Genomic DNA, 25,755 nt, shown 5'->3' with positions numbered 1-25,755 from the left:
TCCCACAAGCCAGTCAGGCCAGGGGCACCGTCAGGACAGGAATCCGCCATCCACATTGAGCGCGGTGCCGGTGGTATAGCTGGAGGCGTCGCTGGCCAGGTACAGCACCGCCCCGGCCATTTCGCTCGGGTCGGCCACGCGCTTGAGCGGGATCTGCTGCAACGCGGCATTGCGGATACTGTCGTTCTTCACCAGCGCCGAGGCGAACTTGGTGTCGGTCAGGCCGGGCAGCAGGGCGTTGCAGCGGATACCGAACTGCGCGCACTCCTTGGCAAACACCTTGGTCATGTTGATCACGGCCGCCTTGGTCACCGAATAGATGCCCTGGAACAGCCCCGGTGAAACTCCGTTGATCGAGGCCACATTGATGATGCTGCCACCGCCGTGCTCGCGCATCAGCTTGCCGGCTTCCACCGACATGAAGAAGTAACCGCGGATATTGACGTCGACGGTCTTCTGGAATGCGCCCAGGTCAGTGTCCAGCACGTTGCAGAACTGCGGGTTGGTGGCGGCGTTGTTGACCAGGATGTCGAGGCGCCCGAACTGTTCGCGGATGCCGGCGAACACCTGCTGGATCTGCTCCATCTCGCCGATATGGCAGGCCACCGCGGTGGCCTTGCCGCCGGCGGCTACGATCGCCTCGGCGACCTGCTGGCAGCCGTCAAGTTTGCGGCTGGAGACGATCACATGGGCGCCCTGCTGGGCCAGCAGGTGGGCGATGGCTTCACCGATGCCACGGCTGGCACCGGAAACGAAGGCGATCTTGCCGTCGAGGTCGAACAGGTGGGTCTTGGACATTCGGGTATTCCTTGTTGTGGGCCGGGTTACAGGCTGGATTTGCCGATCAGTTGCAGGCTCATGTGCTCCAGCAGCTTGTTCATGTGGATGAACTGGGCGAAGCGTTTGTCCTGGGTCTGGCCGTGGAAGAAGCGGTAGTAGATCTGCTGGACAATGCCGGCCAGGCGGAACAGGCCGTAGCAATAATAGAAGTCGAAATTGTCGATGCGAATGCCGGCGCGCTCGGCGTAGTAGTCGACAAACTGCTGGCGGGTCAGCATGCCCGGCGCATTGCTCGGCTGGCGACGCATCAGCTGTACTGGCGCAGGGTCGCCGGCCTCGATCCAGTAGGCCAGGCTGTTGCCCAGGTCCATCAGCGGATCGCCGATGGTGGCCATTTCCCAGTCCAGCACGCCGATGATGCGCATCGGGTTGGTGCTGTCGAGGATGACATTGTCGAAGCGGTAGTCGTTATGCACGATGCCTGGGCGCGGGTGGTCGGCGGGCATCTTCTCGCGCAGCCAGGCGATCACCTGCTCCCAGCGCGGTGCGTCGGGGGTCAGGGCTTTTTCATAGCGGCTGGCCCAGCCTTCGATCTGGCGCTGCACATAACCTTCCGGTTTGCCCAGGTCGGCCAGGCCGCACGCCTGGTAGTCCACCTGGTGCAGCTCGACCAGGCGATCGATGAAGCTTTTGCACAGCGCTTCGGTGCGGCCGGCGTCCAGGTCGAGCTCGGCGGGGATGTCCGAGCGCAGGATGATGCCGTTGACCCGCTCCATGACGTAGAACTCGCCGCCGATCAGGGCTTCATCGGTGCAGTGCACGAAGGCCTTGGGGCAATAGGGGAAACCGGCGTTGAGCTGGTTGAGGATACGGAACTCGCGGCCCATGTCGTGGGCCGACTTGGCTTTGTGGCCGAACGGTGGGCGGCGCAGGACGAATTCCTTGCCCGGGTAGGCCACCAGGTAGGTCAGGTTCGAGGCGCCACCGGGAAACTGGCTGATGGTCGGGCTGCCCTGCAGGCCAGGTATATGACCCTTGAGGTACGGATCGATGACGGCCGCGTCGAGTTCTTCGCCGGGGCGTACCTGGGTGGACTGGTCGGTGAGCGTCATGCGATTTCCTTATGATCGATAGCAAGGACTATTGGCTAATCTAATTTCCTGTCGAAGCTGGTACAAGCGTGCCAGACGCTTATTGGCCTGGGTGTTGCCGGCCGATCAATGGCCCTGATGGACCGGCTTTGCGCGGGCGAAAAAAAACCGAAGCGCATCAGGCTTCGGTCTTTTTCATTCGCGATCTACCGCGCCAATCAGGCCGGGAACAGCTCGCTGAGCTTCATCGACAGCATCATGTCGCCTTCGACGCGCAGCTTGCCGCCCATGAAGGCCTGCATGCCGTCGGTGTCACCGCTGACGATGCCCTTGAGGGTTTCGCTGTCCATTACCAGGGTGCAGTTGGCGTCGGCGTTCTCGCCTTCCTGGATCTCGCAGGTACCGTCCTTGACCAGCAGGGCGTAGTGCTTGTCTTCGTCGGTGATGTTGAAGCCGAACACCAGGTCCAGGCCGGCGGCAGCTGCAGGGTTGAATTTTGCCTTCATCGCCTCGACGGCTTTAGCTACATCGCTCATGGTGTATTCCTTGTTAAGTGATATTCGCGTCCGCAAGGACACAACAGACCGGGCTCATCGGTAGGTGACGAGCTCCGGCAACCGCAACAGCCGCACATGGGCTTGGCTGTTGAAGGAAGCCAGGGTGACGTCGCGGCCACGGAACTTCAGGTGGCTGAGCGACGTGTTGATGATCTGCCAGTTCAGGGTGAATGCCTGAGCCGGCGTGATTCCGCTTACCAGGTGGAGCAGGGCGGCGATGGTGCCGCCGGAAGTGAACAGGGCGATGTTGTCGCCGCTGGCGGCGCTGTCGAGCAGGCGCTCCAGGCCATCGCCGACCCGGCCGCTGAAAGACTGCCAGGTTTCCAGGCGATCGTCGTGGTCGTGGTCGCCGTCGTGCCAGCGCTGCACCATCAGGGCGAACAGACGCTGGAACTCGCTGCGGTGCTGGGCACCGTTGCGCAGTACATGCAGGGCTTCAGGCTCTTCAGGCAGCAGGCGCGGGAGCAGGGCGCGGATCACGCCATCGGCGTCGAACTCGTTGAAGGCCGCATCGGTCTCAATGGCCGGCACCGGGTTGCCCTGGGCATGCAGCACGTCCAGGGCCAGGCGGGCGGTGTCCTGCTGGCGGCGCAAGGTGCCGGCCACGCAGCGGTCCAGGCGCAGCCCCAGTTGGGCCAGGTGTTCACCCAGTGCCTGGCTCTGACGCTCGCCCACAGGCGACAGGACGTCGTAGTCGGCGGCACCAAAGGAGGCTTGGCCATGTCGGATCAGGTAGAGATTGCCCACGTTGAAGTCCGGCCCGGTTGGAGGTTGCTGCGAGGTTAGGTTGCCCCAGGCGGGCTGTCAACGAAAAAACATACAAGCGTTTGAAAAGGTCGTTTGAACTGTGTTGCCAGCATTTTCACCCGCTGGCAGCGGCTCTGGCGCCCCGGTATGCTTGCATCCAGTTCGCGTCCTTGCGGCGCTGGTTTATCAAGGAGTCAATGTGGAGTTTCTTGCCGAATACGCAAGCTTTCTCGCCAAAACCGCCACCCTGGTGATCGCCATCCTGGTGGTGCTGTCGGCCATCGCCGGCCTGCGTGGCAAAGGGCGGCGCAAGCCGGGCGGGCAACTGCAGGTCACCCGCCTCAACGAGTTCTACAAGGAACTGCGCGAGCGCCTGGAGTCGGGCCTGCTCGACAAGGCCCAGCTCAAGGCCGTGCGCAAGCAGCAGGCCAAGGCGGAAAAACAGCAGAAGAAAAAGCCTGAGGACAAGCGCCGGGTGTTCGTCCTTGATTTCGACGGCGACATCAAGGCCTCGGCCACCGAGAGCCTGCGCAACGAGATCACCGCGCTGCTGACCCTCGCCACCCCGCGTGACGAGGTGGTGCTGCGCCTGGAGAGCGGCGGTGGCCTGGTGCACAGCTATGGCCTGGCGGCCTCGCAACTGGCGCGTATCCGCGAAGCGGGCATCCCGCTGACCATCTGCATCGACAAGGTCGCCGCCAGCGGCGGCTACATGATGGCCTGTATCGGCGAGAAGATCGTCAGCGCACCGTTTGCCGTGCTCGGTTCGATTGGCGTGGTGGCGCAGATGCCCAACCTCAATCGCCTGTTGAAGAAGCATGACATCGATTTCGAAGTGCTCACCGCCGGCGAATACAAGCGCACCCTGACCGTGTTCGGCGAGAACACCGAGAAGGGTCGGGAGAAGTTTCAGGAAGACCTGGACATCACCCACCAGCTGTTCAAGGATTTCGTCGCCCGCTACCGCCCGCAGCTTCATATAGACGAAGTGGCGACCGGCGAGGTCTGGCTCGGCATCGCTGCGCTCAATCGCCAACTGGTCGACGAACTGGGCACCAGCGACGAGTACCTGAGCCGCAGCGCACGCGAGGCCAACGTGTTCCATCTGCGTTTCGCCGAGCGCAAGAGCCTGCAGGAGCGCATCGGCATGGCCGCCAGCGGGGCGGTGGAGAATACCCTGGTAGGCTTGTGGAGCAAACTCGGGCGTCTGCGCTAACACCTTGAACCCCTTGAAGATTTTTTTCTTCAAGGGGGTTGCAAGGTGCATCGAATGCCGACATAATGGCGTCCATCGAAACGCAGCTGGCTTGAAAAAGCTCAGCGGTTTCAAGGAGATAGCGAAAGCTGACTCCGACTTTGAGGCCGAGTAGCAAAGTGGTTATGCTCCGGATTGCAAATCCGTCTACGCCGGTTCGATTCCGACCTCGGCCTCCACCATTCGAAACCCCGCAGATCTAGGTCTGCGGGGTTTTTCTTTGTGCGCAGGAAACTACCGAAGTCCCAAAACAAATTACGCGCAGTCCCAAAACTGGATCACTTGGAAGGCTTGGCGATCGCTCCGACTCGACGATACAAGCGCTCAACCGAAGTTCGCTGAATAAAAACTTCAGAATACTGGTTGAATATACAGTGCTTATGTGACATAGTTTCCTACATCAGCGACAGGTCTGAGGTTGTTGAAACCTCGTCACCCCTGATCTCGCCAGAAGACCTCGAGTCTCGAACCATCGCCCATGAGCGCCATACGCCCAATACAGAGGCCTGAACTTAAATCAGCTCAGTAACGGAGTTTAAAATGGATAACGCAAACTCGGCGTCTCAAACCTTGCAAGATCTTTGGACTCAAGTAGAGCCGGTGGAGAACACCGGCATGCTTAGGCGCGTGGTTTTTGCGCAAGGCAAGTTTTATGCGGCTGGTGGCAACGGTCTTCCCACAACCACTCAGCTTGTCACTGGAGACGCAACTGGTACAGCGTGGACCAAGCTCAAGGGCGCCGTCACCTCTGATAGCGGAAAGGTCCTCAACGAGCTGTACTGGAACGGTCTTGGGACAACGCTTCAAGGCCTTTCTCAATCCGGCAATGTGGTCCACGGCAGCATTGCACGCCCTTTAAGGGATTGGACAGACCTTACGGCAGCTGCTCGCGCGTATGTAGACTTGCATGGCATTGTGTATTATCAGCCAATTTACGGCGACATCGCGACCTGGATACTGGTTGGGTCTAACGGTAAAGTCTTTTCCCGTTATGAGGATTGGTCAGGCACGGTGGAGCGCACTACGACCTTCACTTCTAGCGAGACTGTGTACTGCGTCAACGTCATTGGCGTTTTTGTATTGATTGCGGGATCGAATGGGAAGCTGCTTAGCGCTGTGAAGATGCCAACGGGTAATCCGCAATCATTCGCGACCAGAACCAGCACCTTCGGCACTAGCACCATCCTTTCCATGAAGCTTTGCAACGAGAAAATGTTTATCGTTGGTGCGGATGGCAAGATGGCATATTCATCCGATGGGCTTAGCTGGACTGCTGTTGAAGATACCAGTTTCGGTGGAACCATCATCCGCGACATTGCTTACGGTAATGGCAAGTATGTAGCTGTCGGCGACGGCGGCAAGACAGCCGTTTCCGAGGATGGGATCGGCTGGGTTCAGCAAGCCAACACTTTCGCAGGAACCGATATCCGGAGCGTCGCCTACGGTAACGGCAATTTTGTAGCTGTTGGTGCAGCCGGCAAGATTGCTTACTGGACTCCATGATCTTCTATCTCCTTGCGTAATAGAGCCCAGCCGTCGCGCTGGGCTTTTTCATTTCTGATTCAGGCTCGCCACAGCCAGTGTGGCGATTGCGCCTACGCGACGGTAAACGCGCTCGGTGATCCCTTTTTTTGAGTGCCCTGCTGTATGCAATTGCCTTAGGCTCTGTACGAAATGTTATCTGCACTTCCCCATACTGCGTTGAAACGGGGCTCGGAATGCTCATGTACTCCAGTACACTGCGCTTCCTCCCGCCGTTTCGCCTTGTCTGCCTTCGCGCAGACACACTCCGTACAGACCCTAAGCCAGGCGGCTTGCCAGAAGCTCGATAAACGCCCGCACCTTGACCGGTCGAAAGCGAGCCGTTGGAAAGACCGCATGGATCTCGCCTCGGGGCAGCGACCACTGCGGCAGCACTTCGATCAGCCGGCCTGCTTGCAGGTCTGGTTCAGCCATATAGTCCGGAAGGACCGATAGCCCGGCCCCGAGTAGCGTGGCTTCGCGCACTGCCAAGGTGGCGTTAAGCGACAGGCTGGCTCTCATCTCCACCGTTTCGCGCTGCGTGGCGTCCTTGGCAAATACCCATCGGGTCGGTTCTCGCAGCGCCAGGTTCGCCACGATTGGCAACTCGGCCAGATCCGCCGGGGCCTGCAGTTTGTCCACTCGCGCTTGCCACTGAGGGCCGGCCACCAATCGTTGCGCAAACTCGCCGATTCGCCGGGCCTGCAGATATTGCTCGGTTATCCAGCCAACGCGAATGGAAAGGTCCAGATCGTTGGCGCCCAGATCCAGGGTCTGGTCGCTGAAGTGTGCTTCGACCTTGCACTGCGGATATCGCTGCGAGAATGCGGTGATGGCCGGCACCACGACACCAATGCCGTAATCGAAAGGGGCGGTCAGGCGTAGGGTGCCCGTCGGCTCGCTGGCGGCTTCGGACAATTCCTCGAAAGCCTCTTCAGCCTCTTTGAGGATCAATGCACAGCGGTGATAGAACTGTTGGCCCGCCTCGGTGGTGCGGACTTTCCGCGTGCTGCGAACCAGCAGTGTGGTGCGACAGTCGCTTTCCAGTCGCGCCACCTGCTGGCTGACCACGGCCTTGGTGATGCCGAGGCGCTCTGCTGCTGCGGTGAAGGAGCCGGTTTCGACCACCGCGGTGAAGTACGCAAGCCTGTTCAGGCTGGAAGCGCCGGTCATTGATATGTCCTTAATGTATGCCAATAACATACAGTTCGTTTATTTTGTACGTGTTTAAATGTCAATGCTTGATCTATAAGATTCGAGGCATTCCATTCAAGGCGATCCACTATGAGCAAGGCTCTGGTTTACCTCTTCGATCCACTCTGTGGCTGGTGCTACGGTGCAGGTGGACCGCTGCCCCGCGTTCTCCAATCCACGGGCCTTGCGTTGCGCCTGATACCGACGGGGCTGTTTTCCGGCAGCGGTGCTCGCGCCATGGATGATGACTTTGCGGCCTACGCCTGGAGCAACGACCAGCGTATCGAGCGCCTGACCGGGCAGGTCTTCAGTGAACGCTATCGTGACCAGGTGCTCGCCGACCGTCTTCAGGGGTTCGACAGTGGTCCGTCTACCCTGGCGCTCAGCGCAGTGAACCTGACTTCGCCAGAGCACGAGTTCGAAGCGCTCAAGGCGATTCAGGCAGCGCGCTACGTCGATGGCCTGGACGTGACTCGACTGGAGACGTTGACAGCAGTGATGGCGGACCTGGGGCTGGATGCCGCCGCGCAGCGGCTGACGCGTCCGGATTTGGCCTTGCTGCAGGCCAACGATGATCGTGTGGGGCAGGGGCGCGCCTTGTTGCGTCGCGTGGGCGGTCAAGGCGTGCCGACATTCGTTCTGCAACAAGCGGACGACGCCATGCAGTTGTTACCTGCCAGCGCTATCTTTTCAGATCCTCAGGCCTTCATTCGCGAGCTGAACGTGGGGGTAAAACCATGAGCAGGAGCAACCTGGACATCATCCGAGCCTCGTACGAAGGCTCTGCCGAACAAAATGGCCGGAATCTGCTGGCGGCGCTGGCTGCGGACGTGACCTGGACCGAGGCGGCTGGCTTCCCTTATGCCGGTACCTATGTCGGCCCGCAGGCGATCATGGAGGGTGTGTTCCATCGCCTGGCCACCGAATGGGATGGCTACCAGGCCAAGGTGCATACCTATGTGGCCGAGGACGACCGGGTTGCCGCCTTTGGCGTCTACTCGGGCACCTATCGCAAGACCGGGAAAGCGATGACTGCTACCTTTGCCCATCTGTACCGGCTGAACAACGGCAAGATCGTCAGCATGGAGCAATACGTCGACAGTGCGCAGGTCAACGCGGCGCTTACCTGAGCCGTTTCACGATCGCCGTCGGTTCCAGGCGCAGGCCGCTGCAGGGCGGCCTGCGCCGACTGGCATTTACTTGCCCGAAGCGTCCTGCTCGACCACCAGGTCCAGCACATAGACTTGCGACGGGGCGTCGGCTGGCGGGTTCTTCCATTCGTACTGCTTTACCCGCACCACGGTCCGCACGCCGTCATGGTGCTCGTAGCCCTCGATGGACTGGTACAGCGGGTGCCAGTTGTCCTGGGTCGGCAGTTGCAGACCAGCGTCGTCATAACGGCGCTCGCGCACCTGCAGGCACTGGTAGTTGGGGATCAGCGGATGGCTGCACTTGACCGTGTTGGCGGCAACTTCCAGGAACTTGGTCTCACCCTTGCTGCCGTAGCGGGTTTCTGGAGTGGCTTCGCCCTGAAACTTCAGCACCGAGCCGTCCTGGGTGGTCAATTGCAGCACGGGTGCGTGGGTTTCGCCGCTGAAGGCCGCGCGCAGATCACCTTTCAACAGGCGTCCGATCTCGGCATCCAGGTCCATCAGGCGCTTGTCGCAGGCCATCATGGTCGAAGCCAGTTGCTGCACCTTCAGGACACCGTTCTGATAGCTGTAGCCACCGAACTGGTTGTTGCAGCCACCGCTGATGTTCAGGCGCTGGTCACCGAAATTCAGGCGCAACTTGCGCTCGATGCCTGAGGCCAGGGCTGCGTTGGGCTTGCCGGCTGCATCGCTGGCCGATGCCAGGTTCCAGTAGTAGGCCGAGAGCAGAGGCTGGGCTGCGGCAGACGCGGTGGTGGCCGGCATGGAAGGCGATCCTTCATGGGAGGTGGAAGCCGGGGTGCAGGCCTGAAGCAGGGCGGCACAGACGGCGACGAGGAGAATATTCTGTTTCATGGTTCGCTCTTTCAGCCTTGAAAAATAAGGGCGGCATCCCCGCAGGTGGGGTGCGCGCGCCGGTAAGCCGGTTTTGTCGAGGATGTATCGGGTTGTCCGGCGACAACTCGAGGTGACCTCTGCAGCTACCGATGGCAATCGGACAGCATTGATCCCGTTCGGTTTCATGGAATGGGTGATGGGTAAGTGTTACGAAATTTTGCACACTACGCTGGCGGTTTCCGAGCGGATGGTTGTCTTGCTCCCTGAACCCGCGGGTAAGTCGTTCATGGTAGCGGCTGGATGAGCTCGGCGCCCTGGTTGCGTGCATTACCCACTGCCATGCCGACCCGATACCACTCGAAGCGCTCGGCCGGCTCGCCCAGGCCTAGGGCCATCTGCTCGGCAGCTTCGCTGGGCAGGCCGGGCGCCATCCACGCCACGGCCAGCTGCGCTGACAGCACCACTGGCCTGCGGTCGTGGACATCGACCATGCCGCCTTGAGCGTCGGCAGTGATGATGACGAAGCCGTCGCGTTCATTGTCGGAAAATTGTCCGATGGCCGCGCAGAGGGCAGGGTGGCCATCGCGGCGGCGGATGAAATACGGCTGTTTCTTCGCCGCGCCCTCATCGACCCATTCGAACCAGCCATCCACGGGCACGACGGCGCGGTGGGGCCAGATCGAGCGAAAGTAGGGCCCATGGGCGACCTTCTCGGCCCTGGCATTGATCGGCGTGACAGGGTCAGTGGCCCAATGTGGGCGCCAGCCCCATTTCACCAGGTCGGCCCTGCTGCAGGCAGCCTCCCGGTGCAGTACCGCCACGGGCGTGCCGGGGGCGACGTTGTAGCGCAGCAATGCCCGGTCACCCACGGCGTTACGCCAGGCATCCGGCATGCTGAGCGTTTCTACGAATTCATGGATTCCACGGTACTGGCTGAGCCTTCCGCACATCGTAAGCCTCTCCTGCGTACGCAGGTGAAGCATAGACCGCGCGAGGGCTTGTGCTGTGCGCAAAGAAAGGCCCGCTGGGGAGGGCGGGCCAAGTGTTTCACGGATGAGTCGTCAACTTGCCACAGCAGACGTGAAAATGTTGTCAACGACCCAGGCGTGTGCAGGAAGTAAAGCCCAGAAAAAAGAAAACCCGCCAGATCGGCGGGTTGAACAGAACGTATCGAAGCCAGGCCAGTCTGCCTTGTAGAATGTCAGAATTTCGTGAATGTCATTCTGGCAGGCGCTCAGTAACCGTTACTGAATTTTTCATTGACCATGCGGCGTTTGACCGCGTAGTGCTTTTGGTCGATGGCATTCAACAGTAACTGGCTGTCGAGTTCCTCCATCTCGTTTCTTTTCAGGCGTGCGACATGCGCCCGGGTAGCCTGATAATTGATCGACTCTGCTGCGTTGTAGCCACTGAATGGGTCCCATAGAACAGACACTGGCCAGAGCAACAGGTTGACCGTACCAGGAACATACGCTTGTCCGTAGAACGATCCGCCACCCGGTAACAGCCCTAATAGCATTGCGGCCGTGGGGCTCTTTTCTTCGGCTGCCAGGTTGTTGGCACGGTAATGGTCGAGTTCGGCCTGCTGAATGGAGTTCAGGCCGGAGGCGCAGCCGCTGGTCAGCATGAGGAGTGCGGCAATGAGTAGGGGGCGGTAATGCATTGTGTATCCTTTCTTGCGAGGCAGTTACTCGCGCAAGGTAGGACGCGAGGTGATCACATGCTGCGCTGATGCTGGCCATATTGCTGTCATCCTATTTGCTCAAAGACGTCCGAAATGGCGATTTCAGTGCAGCCGTGCCCCTCAGCCATGCAGGACTTCCAGTTGGCTGATCACGCATGTCGAGCCGTCCGAGGCCGGGGTGGTCGAGCTGAAATCCAACTGGTTGTAAACCCCGCCGTGGAAGTTGAACGTATGGCCATTCCAGCTTGACGTCATGTTCAGCATTGCGCTGCTGCCGGTGCGGCCGGCGCAAACGGCCGACACCGTGGCGGCGCCCGCCGCAGTGACCTCGATGGTAATGTCGAAAGGCACGCCCAGCGGCACCTCGGCCAGGATGGTGCTACTGGTCGGTATCCCCTGGTTGAAGTCCTGGCGAAAACCAAGGGTGACCTTGCCTTTGTTCCAGAACACCTTGATGACCGGGCTGTCGTCATCTTTCACATGCATCTGCGCGATCACCACCTTCTGTGCCGAGTTGACCCGCTCCAGCACCATGCGTTGGTGATTGACATGCCGGCCGGCGCTGGCCAGTGCCCAGTAGACCGCTTCCTTCCACTCACAGCGGGTGCGGTGGGTGCTCTTGCTCGCCGCCCCTTTGGTTGGGGCGGTCATGCGCACGGCACCATCGTCCAGGCGGCTGACAACCTGGGGCAGGGTGGCGAGGGCCTGGGCGCCGGTCAATTCCAGCGCCACTGGGTTGCTGGACGACTTTGCCACTGGGGTGGTGATGATCAGGTTATCGATGTTCACGGTCATGATGGATACCTCCTTGATGATAAAGATCCTGCACCGCATGCGAGCCCTGAAAGGGCGCTCGGTTCATCGGACAAGGGAGGTCCAGGCAAAAAAAGCCCGCCAGGGCGGCGGGCAAAGAGCGTTTTTGAAGGGAGAGCCTGCACTGTGCGCCTGGTCGGTTAAGCCGGGGTTAAGCGCCATGAGGATTGACCCTGTGCGTCGATGCGCCTATATAGGCCTGCCGTTGTTACCGGAGCCTGTGATGCACGACGAAGACGATCTGCACGAACCTGAGCACGACCATCTGCTCGACCCTGAATTCCACGAGGGCTACGACCCCGAGGCGGATGCATACGGGGCCCTTGACGAAGTCGAGGAGGACGAAGAGTCGCTCGACGACTTCGATGACGAAGAGGACCACCCGGCCTGGCACGACGACTGCGACGACTGATGTCGACGCGGGTGCTCAGCGGCGGTCGAGGGAGAACCGCCCGGCACCGCTGACGGCCAGCAGCAGCAAGCCGCCAATGATGCTGAGGTTCTTCAGGAACTGGGTCATGTTGGCGCTGCGCTCGGGTTCGACCATGTTCCAGAACGGATGCCCGATCAGCGCGGTACCCAGCACAAACAGGGCGAACAGCAAGGCCAGGGGGCGGGTGTAGAACCCCAGGATCAACAGGATGCCGACCAGCAGTTCCATGATCACGGCGATGGCCGCAGCCAGCATCGGGGCGGGGGCGCCCAGGGAGGTCATGTAGCCGACCGTGCCTTCGAACCCGGTCAGCTTGCTCCAGCCGGAGAGCACGAACAGGATCATCAACAGGATGCGGGCGAGCAGCAGAATGAAGTCGCGTTGACCATCGAGCAGGCTATAGCGCATGGCGGCGCTCCAGTGAACAGGGACAGGTTCCACTCTAGCAGCTGCGCGGCGGATTTCCGGCGGGTACGAAAAAGGCGCCGCAAGGGCGCCTTCATCGACAGAAGATGGTGCGAGTGGCGGGACTCGAACCCGCAAGGCTCACGCCGACAGATTTTAAGTCTGCTGTGTATACCAATTCCACCACACTCGCACGATTGGCTGGCGCGCCGCAGGGCAGCCTGGACCAGACAATCAGGCGCGCTTTATAACCTATCGTTATAGATGCGTCAACCTGCCTAGGCGTTCAGGGGGCGATGGCACGCGCGATATCGCGCATCTCGCGGGCACTATGGCGCAGGTCATCAACGTGCCCGCCCATGGTGTGCGCATCTGCCTGATGAATCGAATGACGCAGGTAACGGACATGGCCGTCCAGCGCTTGGCTCAGTTCATCGAGTTCGCTGGCGCTGCGCATCAGGTCGTCCTGCAGCCCTTGCATGCGAACGTTGGAGGTCATGATGGTTCCTGTGGGATCCGGGGCGCGGGCACTATAGTTCAATTGACAGGATGCCGCCATTGCGCCACTGTCGCGCATTGGATCCAACCAGGCCTGTCGCCATGTCATCGCTTCCCCCTGGCCCGGACGCAACGCGGCGTGTTCGCCCAAAGTTGTTCTGGCGCCTGTTGTTCCTTCTGGTCTGCCTACTGGCGGCGTTTCTTTACGCAGGCTTCATCAGCCTGGGTGGTTACCTGCTGATGCTCGGCTTCGACCAGGAGGCTGCGCAGCCCAGGCGCTTGCTCGCCTTTGCAGGCGCAGCGCTGATCCTGCTGGTGGGGGTATGGCTGCTCAAGGTGGCAATGCCGCGCAGGCTGGTGCCGACCGTGGTGGAGCGCGAGCGCTGACGATCGTCGCATAAGGTGCAGTGCATGCTGGACTTTTGACTACGCTCAATATGTCCTTTCGCGGTGCTTGTGGAGCTCACATGGTTTCGACAGACCGCCCCACCCATTCGGTGATGCCCGAGGCACGCTACGAGCAGTTGGTCCAGGCGGTGGTGGACTACGCCATCTATATGCTCGACCCAACCGGCCATGTGGTGTCCTGGAACGCCGGCGCGCAGCGGATCAAGGGCTACGTTGCCGACGAGGTGATCGGCCGGCATTTCTCGCTGTTCTTCAACGCCCAGGATTGTGCCGACGGCCGCCCGCAACGCTTGCTGCGCCAGGCACTGGAAGAAGGCAAGGCGCAGGACGAAGGCTGGCGCGTGCGCAAGGACGGCACGCAGTTCTGGGCGCTCGCCGCGCTGGATGTGATTCGCGACGCGCAAGGCGAGGTCATCGGCCTGGCCAAGGTCACCCGCGACATCACCGATCGTCGCGAGTCGGCCCAGCAGCTCGATGCCATGCGTGCGCAATTGTTCCAGGCGCAAAAGCTCGAGGCCCTGGGGCAACTCACCGGAGGCCTGGCCCATGACTTCAACAACCTGCTGACCATCATCCTCAGCTCGGCCCGGCTGGCCAGCAGCAGCCAGGATCCGGCACGTGTGAGGCGCTTGCTCGAGCATATCCTCGATGCTGGCCAGCGCGGCACCCAGCTGACCCAGCAACTTTTGAGCTTTGCCCGGCATCGGCAACTGAGCATCACGCGCATCGTGCCTGCCGAGGCGATCGATATCATTTGCGGGCTGGCGGAGCACGCATTGCCCCGGGAAATCGAATTGCTACCCCAGGTACAGCCTGACTTGCCGCTGATCGAGGTGGACGCCGGGCAGTTGCAGATGGTCTTGCTGAACCTGGTGTTCAATGCCCGCGACGCCATTGTCGCCACCGGGCAGATCCGTCTGGTGGTCGAATGCGTGCAGTTGTCCGGCGAAGTGGATGGGCTGTGCGGGCGCTTCGTGCGCTTTGATGTACGTGATGACGGCCAGGGCATTGACCCGCAGGTGCTGCCACGGATCTTCGAGCCGTTCTTCACCACCAAGGCCTTCGGCAAGGGCACTGGCCTTGGCCTGAGTCAGGCCTATGGTTTCGCCCGGCAGAGCAATGGTGCGATCGAGGTGTCCAGCCGGCTTGGCGAGGGCACCTGCATGAGCCTGTACCTACCAGCCCGGACGGGCCCCGATTCGCTTTCGACCGACGGATAGACAGCCATGGTAGAGCAACTAAAGCGACTGGCCACGGGCATCGCGGGGCTCGATGCGCTGCTCAAAGGGGGGTTGGTGGTTGGCGCCTCCTATATCGTTCAAGGGCATCCCGGTTCGGGCAAGACCATCCTGGCCAACCAGCTGGCGTGCAACCATGTGCGTGAAGGTGGTCGGGTACTGGTGGCGACGTTGCTCAGCGAGTCCCATGAACGGCTGTTCCAGTACCTGTCGACCCTGAGCTTCTTCGACCCGGCGCTGGTGGGCGACACCATTCAGTTCGTCAGCGCATTCGACACCCTGGAGCAGGAGGGCCTGGATGCGGTGGTCAGGCTGTTGCGACAGGAAATTGCCCGGCAGCAGGCCACCTTGCTGATCGTCGACGGGCTGCTCAACGCCCGCTCCAGGGCGGAAACCAGCCTCGACACCAAGAAATTCGTTTCCGAGCTGCAGGGGCATGCGGCATTCGCCGGCTGCACACTGTTGTTGCTGACCAGTGCGCGATTGGATGAAGGCAGCCCCGAGCACACCATGGTTGATGGCGTGATCGAGCTCGGCGAACACCTGGTCGGCAGCACGGCGGTGCGCCATGTCCAGTTGCGCAAGACGCGTGGCAGTGGCGCGTTGTCCGGGCGCCACGAATGCCTGATCACGGAGGCCGGGTTGCAGGTCTACCCGCGCCTGGAGTCGCTGTACAGTCGCCCCAGCCAGGCAGGAGCGCAAACCCTGAGCAGGGTCGCCACGGGTGTTGCCGACCTCGATGCCATGCTCGGTGGCGGGTTGGCCGAGGCGTCGGTGACCCTGCTGATGGGGCCATCGGGCGTAGGCAAGACAGCGCTGGGCATCGCGTTCCTGGCCGCTTCGACCCAGGCTGCTCCGGGTCTGCATTTCGGTTTCTACGAGACGCCTGCGCGGTTGCGGTTGAAGGCCTGTGCGCTGGGCTTCGACCTGCAGGCACTTGAGCGTGAAGGTAGCGTGCAACTGAGCTGGCAATCGACCAGCGAAGGCTTGCTGGATCAACTTGGCGCCCAGCTGTTGGCACAGGTCGAGGCGCTCGCTGCCAGGCGCGTGGTAATCGACAGCCTTGGAGCCTTCGGCCGCCTGGCGCTGGAGCCTGCCCGCCTGAATGCCTTCTTCCGCGCACTGACGGGTGAGCTGCGCGCCCGTGGCGTGACGGTGCTGCTGACCTGGGAGATGCGTGACATCTTCGGCGCGGAGATCACCGCGCCGGCCCCCGACCTGTCGAGCATCGTCGACAACCTGATACTGATGCGCTTCGCCGAGCTCGACGCGCAACTGCACCGCGCACTGTCGGTGATCAAGGTGCGTGACAGCGACCACGACCCTGCTTTGCAGGCGCTGAATCTGGGGCCTCATGGCATCAGCCTGGCGCGGGCGTTCGACGGTGCCAGTGGCGTGCTCAGTGGCTCGGCGACACCGCCTGGAGATCGTTGATGGGATGAACAGCATCCTGATCGTCGACGACGAGTACCTGATTGCCGATATCCTCGGTTTTGCCCTGGAGGACGAAGGCTACCTGGTTGAAAAGGCGAGCAACGGGCGCAAGGCCCTGGAGGCTTTGAAGGAAAAGCGCGTGGACCTGGTGATCACCGACTACATGATGCCGGTGCTCAATGGCGAAGAACTGCTGCAAGCCATACGTGAAGAGCTGCAACTGGCGGACCTGCCGGTCATTCTCATGAGCGGCGCCCAGGCCAGCCAGGGTCGGGCCTGCCCCGGGAGGTTCGCGGCGGTGTTCGACAAGCCATTCGACATGGACCGGATGATCGCCACGGTGCGCGAATTGCTGGGCACCTGAGGTTCAGGAGAGGCTCCCCGCATGGGCGGGCAATCGATCAGGCGCATCCGTGCGGCATGATGCAGTTGGCTTGCGGGTTACTCGTCGTTGCTTTTTTCGGGCGCCGGGCTGCCCGCCTGGATCCGCTTGTAGATCTCTTCACGGTGCACCTGGACATCTTTCGGTGCATCGATACCGATCCTCACTTGCATCCCCTTGACGCCCAGAATGGTGACTTTGATGTCATCGTCGATGACGATGCTTTCGCCAACCTTGCGGGTGAGTATCAGCATGTAGTTCTCCTTGGTGATGTAGAAAACCGCCGAGCCAGGTGCTCTGCGGTGGGAGCCTGTCCCTCTTCCTTCTCATTAAAGACGCTTTCGGCGGATAGTAATTCCCCGACAGACAAATTCTGTTGTCGATCTTTAGTTGCAGGTGCCGGTAGGGCTGCAAGGCCACTCCACGGCAAGGTGCTCGGTGGCAAGGATAGGGTGCTTGGCGCCATATGGGAAATTTCTCTGCTCGATGAAGTAAATAGTGTCCGTCAATGATCGTCTTGGCGCTCCAGCATCTGCAGGAAACGTAGCAGTGCCACTTCCTCGGTTTCCAATCCCTTGCGCGGACGGACACGGGGCAATGCCGAAAGACGGCCGAGGTGGAAGTGCTCAAGGACGGCTGGATGGATGTAGCAGCGTCGGCACACAGCAGGAGTGTTGCCCAGGCGCGTCGCCACCTGGCGGACGATGGCGGCGACCTGCCGGCGCGCCTCGCTGTCGGGCTCCCAGGCCTGTGGCCTGAGCAGGCTCAGGGCCAGGCTGCTGCCGGCCCAGGTGCGGTAGTCCTTGGCGGTGAAGTCGGCGCCGGTCAGCTGCTGGAGGAACTGGTTGACCTCGGTCGAGCCGATACCATGGCGCTGTCCTTGTTCGTCCAGGTACTGGAACAAAGCCTGGCCGGGCAGTTCCATGCAGCGCTTGACCAGGCCGGCCAGGCGTCGGTCGGTCAGGGTGACGTTGTGTTCGACACCGCGTTTGCCGCGGAACTGGAAGCGGATACGGCTGCCCTTGACCTGCACATGGCGGGTGTCGAGGGTGGTCAGCCCGTAGGAGCGGTTGTCGCGCAGGTACTGGCGGTTGCCGATGCGGATCAGCGTGGTGTCGAGCAGGCTGATCACCAGCGCCATGACCTTCTCCCGACCCAGTCCGGGGGAGGCCAGGTGCGTGTCCAGTTGCTTGCGCAGCTTCGGCAGCACCTCGGCGAAGGCCAGCATGCGCGCGTACTTGTGCTGGTCGCGCAGCTCGCGCCATTGCGTATGGTAGCGGTACTGCTTGCGCCCCCGGGCGTCGCGCCCGGTGGCCTGCAAGTGCCCTTGCGGGTCGGCGCAGATCCACACGTCGGTGTAGGCCGGCGGGATCACCAGGGCGGCGATGCGTGCCAGGGTCTCTTTATCGCGTACCCGCTGGTTGCCGGCGTCGAAATAGTGGAAGCGGTCGCGCCAGCGCCGGCGGGTCAGGCCGGGCTGGCTGTCATCGACATAATGCAGGGCGGCAGGCAACGGGCAGTCGGGCATCGGCGCAGTCCATCGAGGGCACTCATGCTGCAATGGACAGCATCCGCCGCGTCATTGCTCAGCCCAACAGTGCCACCGACTTGATCTGCGCCCACAGCAACTGGCCCGCGCGCACGTCGAGCTGGTCCGCCGAATAGCGCGTGATGCGTGCCAGCAGCGCACTGCCGGCGGCATCCAGGCTGACCAGCACATGGGCCGGGTTGTCCGCCGGGCGGCATTCGCGGACCCGCACCGGCAGGCGGTTGAGAATGCTCGACGCGCCGTCGGCGGCCAATGTCAGGCTGACGTCCCGGGCCTGGACCTTCAGGCGCAGGCTGCTGCCCACCTGCAAGGCTGGGTGGGCGATACGCAGCAATTGCCCCTCCGTGCCGGACAGGCGCAGGTCGAACAGCTCATAATGCGGGTCGTGGCCCACCACCACGCCTTCGAGCACCACCCCGGCATCCTCGCCCTGGGCCAATGGCAGGTCGAGGCGGGCCAGGGTCTGGCCGATCGGCCCGCTGGCCACTGCCTTGCCCTGTTCGAGCAACACCAGGTGGTCGGCCAGGCGCGCCACTTCGTCCTGGGCATGGCTGACATAGATCAGCGGGATATCCAGTTCGTCGTGCAGGCGCTCCAGGTACGGGAGGATTTCACGCTTGCGCGCGCTGTCGAGGGCAGCCAGTGGCTCGTCCATCAGCAACAGTCGCGGGCTGCTGAGCAAGGCTCGGGCGATGCCGACGCGTTGTGCCTCGCCGCCGGACAGTGTCGCCGGCTTGCGCGCCAGCAGGTGGCCGATGCCCAGCAGCTGGCAGGCCTGTTCCTGGCTGATCTTGCGGGCCTGCGGTGCGATACGGCGCCAGCCGAACTCGAGGTTGCCTTGCACCGATAGGTGTGGGAACAGGCTGGCCTCCTGGAACACGTAGCCGACCGGGCGCCGGTGCGGGGGGATGAAGTGCCCGCGGGCGCTGTCTTCCCACACCTCGCCATTGATTTCGATGTAGGCGCTGGCGGCCCGCTCCAGGCCGGCCAGGCAGCGCAGGCACGACGTCTTGCCTGAGCCGGAGTGACCGAACAGGGCGCTGATGCCGCGACCGGGCAGGTCAAGGTCGACGTCCAGGGTGAAATCGTCACGCGCCAGTTTCAGGCGCGCCTGTATCGATGCGCTCATTTCAGCTCCAGCCTGCCTTGCCACGGCGGCCGGCATAGAGCATCAGCAGCACCAGGAACGAGAACACCAGCATGGCCCCGGCCAGCCAGTGGGCCTGGCTATATTCCATGGCCTCGACGTGATCGAAGATCTGCACCGAGACCACACGGGTCTTGTCGGGAATGTTGCCACCGATCATCAGCACCACGCCGAACTCGCCGACGGTATGGGCGAAGCCGAGGATGCTGGCTGTGATGAAACCGGGGCGAGCCAGGGGCAGTACCACGTGGACGAAGGTGTCCCAGGGGCTGGCGCGCAGTGTCGCTGCCACCTCCAGCGGGCGCTGGCCGATAGCGCCGAAGGCGTTCTGTAATGGCTGCACCACGAAGGGCATCGAGTACACCACCGAGCCGATCACCAGCCCGGTGAAGCTGAACACCACGCTGCCCAGGCCCAGAGCCTGTGTGGCCTGGCCGATCCAGCCATGGGGGCCGAGGGCCAGCAGCAGGTAGAAGCCGATTACCGTTGGCGGCAGCACCAGGGGCAGGGCCACTACCGCGCCGATCGGCCCGCGCAACCAGGAACGGGTGCGCGCCAGCCACCAGGCGATGGGCGTGCCCAGCACCAGGAGGATGGCGGTGGTCAGGCTGGCCAGCTTGATGGTCAGCCAGATGGCGCCCAGGTCACTGGCGTCGAGAGGCATCAGAGCTCATAGCCGTAGGACTTGATCACCGCGGCGGCTTTCGGGCCCTTGAGGTAATCGACCAGGGCCTTGGCGGCCGGGTTGTCCTTGCCTTTGTTGAGGATCACCGCATCCTGGCGGATCGGGTCATGCAGCTCGGCGGGCACGATCCAGGCGGAGCCTTCGCTGACCTTGCCATCCTTGTAGATCTGCGACAGCGCGACGAAGCCCAGCTCGGCGTTGCCGGTGGAAACGAACTGGAAGGCTTGGGTGATGTTCTGGCCCTCGACGATCTTCGCCTTGGTGGCTTCGGTCAGCTTCAGCTTGTCCAGCACCTGGGTGGCGGCCAGGCCATAGGGCGCGGCCTTGGGGTTGGCGATGGACAGGTGCTTGTACTCGTTCTTCTTCAGCACATCACCCTTGGCGTCGACATAGCCTGGCTTGGCCGACCACAGCGCCAGGGTGCCGATGGCGTAGGTGAAGCGCGAGCCTGCAACGATTTCCTTTTCCTGTTCCAGCTTGGCCGGAGTGCTGTCGTCGGCGGCGAGGAACACTTCGAATGGCGCGCCGTTCTTGATCTGAGCGTAGAACTGGCCGGTGGCGCCGTAGGCAGCGACCAGCTTGTGGCCGGTGTCCTTCTCGAAATCCTTGGCGATGGCCTGGATGGGCGCTGTGAAGTTGGCCGCGACAGCGACCTGGACTTCATCGGCCCAGGCACTGTTGAGGCAGATCAGGCTGGCGAGGGTGCTGGCGGCCAGATAGGACAAGCGAATACGCATGAAGACGGCTCCTGAGGGATTATCGTTATGGTGCGGAATATATAGCGATAAGCCGTCTGTCGGGAAGGGGTTGGTGTGATTTGCCGTCGGTGGTGGCCTTGTTGTGGAGCTGCGTGGCAGCGGCGCCCGGCCGCTCCCACGCAGATGATGCTTGAACGCTATTCCCTGCGTGACAGCGCAGCGCAATGGGTGGGCGATCTCCAGAAGATCATCGCTACGCCGCCAACCGCCCGCTGGCAATCGCCTCCGACGCCGCCAGCATCGCCCGCAGCAGCACCGCGCAGCCGGCCGCGAGGTCCTCGGGGGCGGCGTTCTCGATTTCGTTGTGACTGATCCCGCCCTCGCACGGCACGAAGATCATCCCCGCCGGGCCCAGTTCGGCAAGGAAAATCGCGTCGTGCCCGGCGCCGCTGACGATGTCCATGTGCGCCAGGCCCAGGTTGCGCGCCGAATCACGCACCGCCTCGACGCAGCCTTTGTCGAAGTACAGGGCCGGGAAGTCGGCGGTGGGCACCAGCTCGTACTCCAGCCCGTGCTTGGCCGTGGTGGCCTCGATCACCTGGCGCACCTCGGCGATCATCGACTCCAGTCGCTGGCCTTCCAGGTGACGGAAGTCCAGGGTCATGCGCACTTCGCCGGGGATCACGTTGCGCGAGCCGGGGTAGGCCTGCAGGCAACCGACGGTGCCGCAGGCATGTGGCTGGTGGGCGAGGGCGGTGCGGTTGACCGCCTCGACCACGGCGGCGGCACCGACCAGGGCGTCCTTGCGCAGGTGCATCGGCGTGGGGCCGGCGTGGGCCTCGACGCCGCGCAGGGTCAGGTCGAACCACTTCTGGCCGAGGGCGCCGAGCACCACGCCGATGGTCTTGTGCTGGTCCTCGAGGATCGGGCCCTGCTCGATATGCGCCTCGAAGTAGGCGCCGACCGGGTGGCCGGACACGGCGCGGCTGCCGGCGTAGCCGATGGCGTTCAATGCCTCGCCGACGCTCACGCCCTGGGCATCGCGCTTGGCCAGGGTGTGCTCGAGGGTGAACTTGTTGGCGAACACCCCCGAACCCATCATGCACGGGGCGAAGCGTGAGCCTTCCTCGTTGGTCCACACCACCACCTCCAGCGGCGCTTCGGTTTCCACGCCGAGATCATTGAGGGTGCGGATCACCTCCAGCCCGGCCATCACGCCGAAGCAGCCATCGAACTTGCCGCCGGTGGGCTGGGTGTCGATATGGCTGCCGGTCATCACGGGTGGCAGCTTGGCGTTGCGCCCTGGGCGGCGGGCGAAGATGTTGCCTACGGCGTCGATGCTCACCGTGCAACCGGCTGCTTCGCACCACTGCACGAACAGATCGCGAGCCTGGCGATCGAGATCGGTCAGCGCCAGGCGGCATACGCCGCCCTTTGGCGTGGCGCCGAGGCGGGCCAGGTCCATCAGCGATTGCCACAGGCGGTTACTGTCTATGTGGTGTTGGCTGGATTGCAGGATTTCCTTGGCGGGGGTGGTCATGGGGTGTCTCCTCAGGCTGTTATTTTTACCATCACGTGGGAGCGGGCTTGCCCCGCGATGCGGCGCATCAGGGCATCGGCTTGGCCAGCCGCGCCGGGCCGCGCACCGCGATGCCGCCGAGGGCGTAGTAGAGCCCGCCGCCGAGCAGCGAACCGGTGAACCAGCCGTAGTCGTAGAACCAGCTGAAACTGCTGTTGCCGATGGCTATCACAGTCAGCGTCACCGGCACGCCGAAGGCAATGAACCCGGCCCAGTTCCATGCCGGGTACACGTCGTCGCGGTACAGTCCGGCGAGGTCCAGTTGCTGGCGGCGGACCAGGAAGTAGTCCACCACCATGATCCCGGCGATTGGCCCTAGCAGGCTGGAATAGCCCAGCAGCCAGTTGGAGTACACGCTCTCCAGGCTCAGGTCGGAGACGATCCAGCCGAGCTTCTTGAGCAGCTCGTGGCCCATCAGCGCCAGGCCGATGAAGCCGGTCAGCCAGACGGCACGGCTGCGCCCGATCAGGCGCGGGGCGATGTTCTGGAAGTCGTTGGTGGGCGAGACGATGTTGGCCGCGGTGTTGGTCGACAGCGTTGCGACGATGATCAGCGCCATGGCCAGGGCCACCCAGCCGGGGCTCTGGATATGGCCGATCAGGCTCACCGGGTCGGACACCGTCTGACCCACCAACGAGGCGGAGGCAGCGGTCATGATCACGCCCAGCGAAGCGAACAGGAACATGGTCAGCGGCAGGCCGAAGATCTGCCCGAGAATCTGGTCCTTCTGGCTTTTCGCGTAACGGCTGAAATCGGGGATGTTCAGCGACAGCGTGGCCCAGAAACCGACCATGGCGGTGAGCCCGGCGCAGAAGTAGCCGACCACGCTGGCGCCCTCGGGGCGTTTGGGCGGCTGCGCCAGCAACTCGCTCATCGACATGTGCGGCAGCGCCCAGAACAACAGGCCCACACCGACCGCCACCAGCAACGGCGCCGACAGCGTCTCCAGCCATTTGATCGACTCGGCGCCGCGCAGCACCACCCACAGGTTCAGCGACCAGAACAGCATGAAACCGATCACCTCGCCCGTGCCTCCCAGTGCCTTCCACTCGGGGAACAACGAACCCAGGAACAGGTGGATGGCCAGACCGCCGAACATCGTCTGGATACCGAACCAGCCGCAGGCCACCACGGCGCGGATCAGGCACGGCACGTTGGAACCAAAGATACCGAACGAGGCGCGCAGCAGCACCGGGAACGGGATGCCGTATTTGGTCCCGGGGAAGGCGTTGAGGGTCAGCGGGATAAGCACGATGAGGTTGGCCAGCAGGATCGCCAGCAGCGCCTCGCCCACGCTCAAGCCGAAGTAGGCGGTGAGCACGCCGCCAAGGGTGTAGGTAGGCACGCAGATGGACATGCCCACCCATAACGCAGTGATGTGCCACTTGTTCCAGGTGCGCTGGTGCACCTTGGTCGGTGCGATGTCGTGGTTGTAGCGGGGGCTGTCGAGGACGTCGCTGCCGGCGTCGAGCTCGTACAGGCCATGCTGCTCGACCACTTGCGATCTGCTCTGTTGCATGGGGTTCTCCAGGTCTTTTTTCTTGTAGTTGTCGCTCATCGGGCTGACGCGATGGCCGGAGTACACACACCACCAGTACTGCACCTCCGGCCCGGCCAGGCGGTTGTGGCCTGCGTTTTCAACAAACGTGCCGGGAAAGCCCGCGCCTTCCCGGCAGGCCGCCGCCGACCGGAGGTAACTCACTGACCTGCAAAGGCATTCATCAAGGCGGCAGGCGAAGCGGGAGCTCCTGGGCATGCCGTCTGTCTGGCCGGTCCAGCACCCGCGTGGTTCAAACGGGTGCAACCTGGAAAAACACCGGCGCGGCCTGCGCCATCCAGCCAGTAAACAAACACCTGATTTTGCGTAGAAAATCTTGACCAATTTGGCTTCCTGTCAAGTGCGTCAAAATGGTGAAGGGGTGTCACTTTTTGGTGAGCTTGAAAATAAATTGTTAAAAATCAATTAGTTATTGTTTTTTATGGATGCATATATTTTTTCTTGATGAATATCCGATCAGATACTAGCCTCGATTCTTGTCAGGCCTGACAGGATTGATGAAATCACCTCCAGCGCCCGGCCAGCACAATTCCAAGAACCGGCCAGAAGACCGGTCAGCCTGCGAGGAAAACGGCATGTCCCTGTTGATCCGTGGCGCCACCGTGGTTACCCATGAAGAGAGCTACCCCGCCGATGTCCTGTGTGCCGATGGCCTGATCCGCGCCATCGGCAAAGACCTCGAAGCCCCCACCGACTGTGAGATCCTCGACGGCAGTGGCCAGTACCTGATGCCCGGTGGCATCGACCCGCACACCCACATGCAGCTGCCGTTCATGGGCACGGTGGCCAGCGAGGACTTCTTCAGCGGCACTGCCGCGGGTCTGGCCGGGGGCACCACCTCGATCATCGACTTCGTCATCCCCAACCCGCAGCAGTCGCTGCTCGAGGCTTTCCATACCTGGCGCGGCTGGGCGCAGAAGAGTGCCAGCGACTATGGCTTCCACGTCGCCATCACCTGGTGGAGCGAGCAGGTCGCCGAGGAGATGGGTGAACTGGTCGCCCAGCATGGAGTGAACAGCTTCAAGCACTTCATGGCCTACAAGAATGCGATCATGGCCGCCGACGACACCCTGGTGGCCAGCTTCGAACGCTGCCTGCAACTGGGCGCGGTACCCACGGTGCACGCCGAAAACGGCGAGCTGGTCTATCACCTGCAGCAAAAGTTGCTCGCCCAGGGCCTGACCGGCCCCGAGGCACATCCGCTGTCGCGTCCGTCCCAGGTCGAAGGGGAGGCCGCCAGCCGCGCCATCCGCATCGCCGAAACCCTGGGTACGCCGCTGTATCTGGTGCATGTCTCCAGCCGTGAGGCGCTGGACGAGATCACCTATGCCCGGGCCAAGGGCCAGCCGGTGTACGGCGAAGTACTGCCGGGGCATCTGCTGCTCGACGACAGCGTTTACCGTGATCCGGACTGGGCCACCGCCGCCGGCTACGTGATGAGCCCGCCGTTCCGCCCGCGCGAGCATCAGGAGGCGCTGTGGGGTGGCCTGCAGTCGGGCAACCTGCACACCACGGCCACTGATCATTGCTGCTTCTGCGCCGAGCAGAAGGCCATGGGCCGCAACGACTTCAGCCGGATCCCCAACGGCACCGCCGGCATCGAAGACCGCATGGCGGTGCTGTGGGACGCCGGGGTGAACAGCGGGCGCCTGTCGATGCATGAGTTCGTCGCGCTGACCTCCACCAACACCGCGAAGATCTTCAACCTGTTCCCGCGCAAGGGCGCGATCCGTGTCGGCGCCGATGCCGACCTGGTGCTGTGGGACCCGCAGGGCACCCGTACCATCAGCGCCCAGACCCACCACCAGCGGGTCGATTTCAACATCTTCGAAGGCCGCACCGTGCGCGGCGTCCCCAGCCACACCATCAGCCAGGGCAAGGTGCTCTGGGCCGATGGCGACCTGCGTGCCGAGCCGGGCGCGGGGCGTTATGTGGAGCGCCCGGCCTATCCCTCGGTGTACGAGGTGCTGGAACGGCGTGCCGAACGGCAGAAACCGACGCCGGTTCAGCGCTGAAGCAGCTGGGGCTGCTGCGCAGCCCTATCGCCGGCAAGCCGGCTCCCACAGACAGCGCGTCGTGGCTGCTGAATGCACAACCTGTGGGAGCCGGCT

28 protein-coding genes and 2 tRNA genes are annotated in these 25,755 nt (G+C 62.5%); 11 read left to right on the top strand and 19 right to left on the bottom strand.

Annotated features, from left to right (window positions below; all coding sequences use genetic code 11):
• Nucleotides 1–30: 30 nt before the first annotated feature.
• The 4 genes from AC3WL2_RS00150 to AC3WL2_RS00135 all read right to left on the bottom strand — a co-directional run bounded on the left by AC3WL2_RS00150 (nucleotide 31) and on the right by AC3WL2_RS00135 (nucleotide 3,175).
• Nucleotides 31–798: an SDR family oxidoreductase gene (locus tag AC3WL2_RS00150; RefSeq protein ID WP_046856224.1), complete on the bottom strand. Its 768-nt coding sequence runs from the start codon at nucleotides 796–798 to the stop codon at nucleotides 31–33.
• 26 nt (nucleotides 799–824) lie between these two features.
• Nucleotides 825–1,892: a phosphotransferase family protein gene (locus tag AC3WL2_RS00145; protein WP_102683326.1), complete on the bottom strand. Its 1,068-nt coding sequence runs from the start codon at nucleotides 1,890–1,892 to the stop codon at nucleotides 825–827.
• Nucleotides 1,893–2,089: 197 nt separating this feature from the next.
• The gene (locus tag AC3WL2_RS00140) at nucleotides 2,090–2,407 is read right to left on the bottom strand and encodes an SCP2 sterol-binding domain-containing protein (RefSeq protein WP_023630010.1); all 318 of its coding nucleotides are present in this window, start codon (nucleotides 2,405–2,407) and stop codon (nucleotides 2,090–2,092) included.
• 54 nt (nucleotides 2,408–2,461) lie between these two features.
• The gene (locus tag AC3WL2_RS00135; protein WP_102683325.1) at nucleotides 2,462–3,175 is read right to left on the bottom strand and encodes a histidine phosphatase family protein; all 714 of its coding nucleotides are present in this window, start codon (nucleotides 3,173–3,175) and stop codon (nucleotides 2,462–2,464) included.
• 199 nt (nucleotides 3,176–3,374) lie between these two features.
• Between AC3WL2_RS00135 and sohB the strand changes: the two genes are divergently transcribed.
• The 3 genes from sohB to AC3WL2_RS00120 all read left to right on the top strand — a co-directional run bounded on the left by sohB (nucleotide 3,375) and on the right by AC3WL2_RS00120 (nucleotide 5,933).
• On the top strand, nucleotides 3,375–4,391 hold the full coding sequence (sohB, locus tag AC3WL2_RS00130) for a protease SohB (RefSeq protein ID WP_102683324.1): 1,017 nt from the start codon (nucleotides 3,375–3,377) through the stop codon (nucleotides 4,389–4,391).
• Nucleotides 4,392–4,535: 144 nt separating this feature from the next.
• Nucleotides 4,536–4,609 (top strand) — tRNA-Cys (locus tag AC3WL2_RS00125).
• A 361-nt stretch (nucleotides 4,610–4,970) separates the two neighbouring features.
• Entirely contained in the window at nucleotides 4,971–5,933 is a 963-nt protein-coding gene (locus tag AC3WL2_RS00120; RefSeq protein ID WP_102683323.1) for a DUF6242 domain-containing protein, read from the top strand.
• A gap of 297 nt (nucleotides 5,934–6,230) precedes the next feature.
• Here AC3WL2_RS00120 and AC3WL2_RS00115 read toward each other — a convergent pair whose 3' ends face one another.
• Complete coding sequence (locus tag AC3WL2_RS00115) at nucleotides 6,231–7,124, bottom strand: LysR family transcriptional regulator (protein WP_207238316.1); 894 nt, start codon at nucleotides 7,122–7,124, stop codon at nucleotides 6,231–6,233.
• 111 nt (nucleotides 7,125–7,235) lie between these two features.
• Here AC3WL2_RS00115 and AC3WL2_RS00110 point away from each other — a divergent pair, with 111 nt between their 5' ends.
• Both AC3WL2_RS00110 and AC3WL2_RS00105 read left to right on the top strand, forming a co-directional pair.
• Entirely contained in the window at nucleotides 7,236–7,886 is a 651-nt protein-coding gene (locus tag AC3WL2_RS00110) for a DsbA family protein (RefSeq protein ID WP_102683321.1), read from the top strand.
• Nucleotides 7,883–8,275 carry a nuclear transport factor 2 family protein gene (locus AC3WL2_RS00105; protein WP_102683320.1) on the top strand — a complete coding sequence of 131 codons (393 nt, stop codon included), beginning with the start codon at nucleotides 7,883–7,885 and terminating at the stop codon, nucleotides 8,273–8,275. The genes AC3WL2_RS00110 and AC3WL2_RS00105 overlap by 4 nt, the downstream gene beginning before the upstream one ends.
• A 66-nt stretch (nucleotides 8,276–8,341) precedes the next feature.
• On the opposite strand, the gene AC3WL2_RS00100 is transcribed toward AC3WL2_RS00105, so the two are convergent.
• From AC3WL2_RS00100 to AC3WL2_RS00085, 4 genes are all read right to left on the bottom strand, one after another.
• Complete coding sequence (locus tag AC3WL2_RS00100; RefSeq protein WP_102683319.1) at nucleotides 8,342–9,151, bottom strand: META and DUF4377 domain-containing protein; 810 nt, start codon at nucleotides 9,149–9,151, stop codon at nucleotides 8,342–8,344.
• 266 nt (nucleotides 9,152–9,417) lie between these two features.
• Nucleotides 9,418–10,083: an SOS response-associated peptidase gene (locus AC3WL2_RS00095; protein ID WP_102683318.1), complete on the bottom strand. Its 666-nt coding sequence runs from the start codon at nucleotides 10,081–10,083 to the stop codon at nucleotides 9,418–9,420.
• A 284-nt stretch (nucleotides 10,084–10,367) separates the two neighbouring features.
• Nucleotides 10,368–10,796 (bottom strand): hypothetical protein, encoded by a 429-nt coding sequence (locus AC3WL2_RS00090; RefSeq protein WP_102683317.1) that lies wholly within the window; start codon nucleotides 10,794–10,796, stop codon nucleotides 10,368–10,370.
• A gap of 141 nt (nucleotides 10,797–10,937) precedes the next feature.
• The gene (locus tag AC3WL2_RS00085) at nucleotides 10,938–11,612 is read right to left on the bottom strand and encodes a polysaccharide lyase family 7 protein (RefSeq protein ID WP_102683316.1); all 675 of its coding nucleotides are present in this window, start codon (nucleotides 11,610–11,612) and stop codon (nucleotides 10,938–10,940) included.
• Between the two features lie 241 nt (nucleotides 11,613–11,853).
• Between AC3WL2_RS00085 and AC3WL2_RS00080 the strand changes: the two genes are divergently transcribed.
• The gene (locus AC3WL2_RS00080; protein ID WP_046857840.1) at nucleotides 11,854–12,042 is read left to right on the top strand and encodes a hypothetical protein; all 189 of its coding nucleotides are present in this window, start codon (nucleotides 11,854–11,856) and stop codon (nucleotides 12,040–12,042) included.
• A 15-nt stretch (nucleotides 12,043–12,057) separates the two neighbouring features.
• Here AC3WL2_RS00080 and AC3WL2_RS00075 read toward each other — a convergent pair whose 3' ends face one another.
• From AC3WL2_RS00075 to AC3WL2_RS00065, 3 genes are all read right to left on the bottom strand, one after another.
• The gene (locus AC3WL2_RS00075; protein ID WP_102683315.1) at nucleotides 12,058–12,471 is read right to left on the bottom strand and encodes a DoxX family protein; all 414 of its coding nucleotides are present in this window, start codon (nucleotides 12,469–12,471) and stop codon (nucleotides 12,058–12,060) included.
• A gap of 105 nt (nucleotides 12,472–12,576) precedes the next feature.
• Nucleotides 12,577–12,661: transfer RNA gene (locus tag AC3WL2_RS00070), tRNA-Leu, on the bottom strand.
• Between the two features lie 93 nt (nucleotides 12,662–12,754).
• Nucleotides 12,755–12,967 carry a hypothetical protein gene (locus AC3WL2_RS00065; protein ID WP_102683314.1) on the bottom strand — a complete coding sequence of 71 codons (213 nt, stop codon included), beginning with the start codon at nucleotides 12,965–12,967 and terminating at the stop codon, nucleotides 12,755–12,757.
• A gap of 101 nt (nucleotides 12,968–13,068) precedes the next feature.
• Between AC3WL2_RS00065 and AC3WL2_RS00060 the strand changes: the two genes are divergently transcribed.
• From AC3WL2_RS00060 to AC3WL2_RS00045, 4 genes are all read left to right on the top strand, one after another.
• A complete protein-coding gene (locus tag AC3WL2_RS00060; protein WP_173862438.1) occupies nucleotides 13,069–13,353 on the top strand; it encodes a hypothetical protein in 285 nt (94 codons plus the stop codon).
• An 80-nt stretch (nucleotides 13,354–13,433) separates the two neighbouring features.
• On the top strand, nucleotides 13,434–14,594 hold the full coding sequence (locus AC3WL2_RS00055; protein WP_102683313.1) for a two-component system sensor histidine kinase NtrB: 1,161 nt from the start codon (nucleotides 13,434–13,436) through the stop codon (nucleotides 14,592–14,594).
• A 6-nt stretch (nucleotides 14,595–14,600) separates the two neighbouring features.
• Nucleotides 14,601–16,046 carry an ATPase domain-containing protein gene (locus AC3WL2_RS00050; RefSeq protein ID WP_102683312.1) on the top strand — a complete coding sequence of 482 codons (1,446 nt, stop codon included), beginning with the start codon at nucleotides 14,601–14,603 and terminating at the stop codon, nucleotides 16,044–16,046.
• A gap of 4 nt (nucleotides 16,047–16,050) precedes the next feature.
• On the top strand, nucleotides 16,051–16,410 hold the full coding sequence (locus AC3WL2_RS00045) for a response regulator (RefSeq protein ID WP_102683311.1): 360 nt from the start codon (nucleotides 16,051–16,053) through the stop codon (nucleotides 16,408–16,410).
• 77 nt (nucleotides 16,411–16,487) lie between these two features.
• On the opposite strand, the gene csrA is transcribed toward AC3WL2_RS00045, so the two are convergent.
• The 7 genes from csrA to AC3WL2_RS00010 form a co-directional block, all read right to left on the bottom strand.
• The gene (gene csrA, locus AC3WL2_RS00040) at nucleotides 16,488–16,682 is read right to left on the bottom strand and encodes a carbon storage regulator CsrA (protein WP_023628788.1); all 195 of its coding nucleotides are present in this window, start codon (nucleotides 16,680–16,682) and stop codon (nucleotides 16,488–16,490) included.
• 251 nt (nucleotides 16,683–16,933) lie between these two features.
• Nucleotides 16,934–17,956 (bottom strand): DNA topoisomerase IB, encoded by a 1,023-nt coding sequence (locus tag AC3WL2_RS00035; protein WP_102683310.1) that lies wholly within the window; start codon nucleotides 17,954–17,956, stop codon nucleotides 16,934–16,936.
• 58 nt (nucleotides 17,957–18,014) lie between these two features.
• Nucleotides 18,015–19,106, bottom strand: a complete 1,092-nt coding sequence (gene modC / locus AC3WL2_RS00030; RefSeq protein ID WP_102683309.1) for a molybdenum ABC transporter ATP-binding protein — start codon at nucleotides 19,104–19,106, stop codon at nucleotides 18,015–18,017.
• A 1-nt stretch (nucleotide 19,107) separates the two neighbouring features.
• Entirely contained in the window at nucleotides 19,108–19,788 is a 681-nt protein-coding gene (gene modB, locus AC3WL2_RS00025) for a molybdate ABC transporter permease subunit (protein WP_102683308.1), read from the bottom strand.
• Nucleotides 19,788–20,546 (bottom strand): molybdate ABC transporter substrate-binding protein, encoded by a 759-nt coding sequence (gene modA, locus AC3WL2_RS00020; RefSeq protein WP_046856203.1) that lies wholly within the window; start codon nucleotides 20,544–20,546, stop codon nucleotides 19,788–19,790. Before modA ends, modB begins: the two co-directional genes overlap by 1 nt.
• 214 nt (nucleotides 20,547–20,760) lie before the next feature.
• Nucleotides 20,761–22,047 carry a Zn-dependent hydrolase gene (locus AC3WL2_RS00015; RefSeq protein ID WP_102683307.1) on the bottom strand — a complete coding sequence of 429 codons (1,287 nt, stop codon included), beginning with the start codon at nucleotides 22,045–22,047 and terminating at the stop codon, nucleotides 20,761–20,763.
• Between the two features lie 67 nt (nucleotides 22,048–22,114).
• The gene (locus AC3WL2_RS00010; RefSeq protein WP_102683363.1) at nucleotides 22,115–23,605 is read right to left on the bottom strand and encodes an NCS1 family nucleobase:cation symporter-1; all 1,491 of its coding nucleotides are present in this window, start codon (nucleotides 23,603–23,605) and stop codon (nucleotides 22,115–22,117) included.
• 614 nt (nucleotides 23,606–24,219) lie between these two features.
• Between AC3WL2_RS00010 and hydA the strand changes: the two genes are divergently transcribed.
• Nucleotides 24,220–25,659, top strand: a complete 1,440-nt coding sequence (gene hydA / locus AC3WL2_RS00005; protein ID WP_102683306.1) for a dihydropyrimidinase — start codon at nucleotides 24,220–24,222, stop codon at nucleotides 25,657–25,659.
• Nucleotides 25,660–25,755 lie beyond the last annotated feature (96 nt).

The organism is Pseudomonas sp. FW305-96 (assembly GCF_058783825.1).
This window is presented reverse-complemented; position numbering and strand designations above follow the sequence as displayed.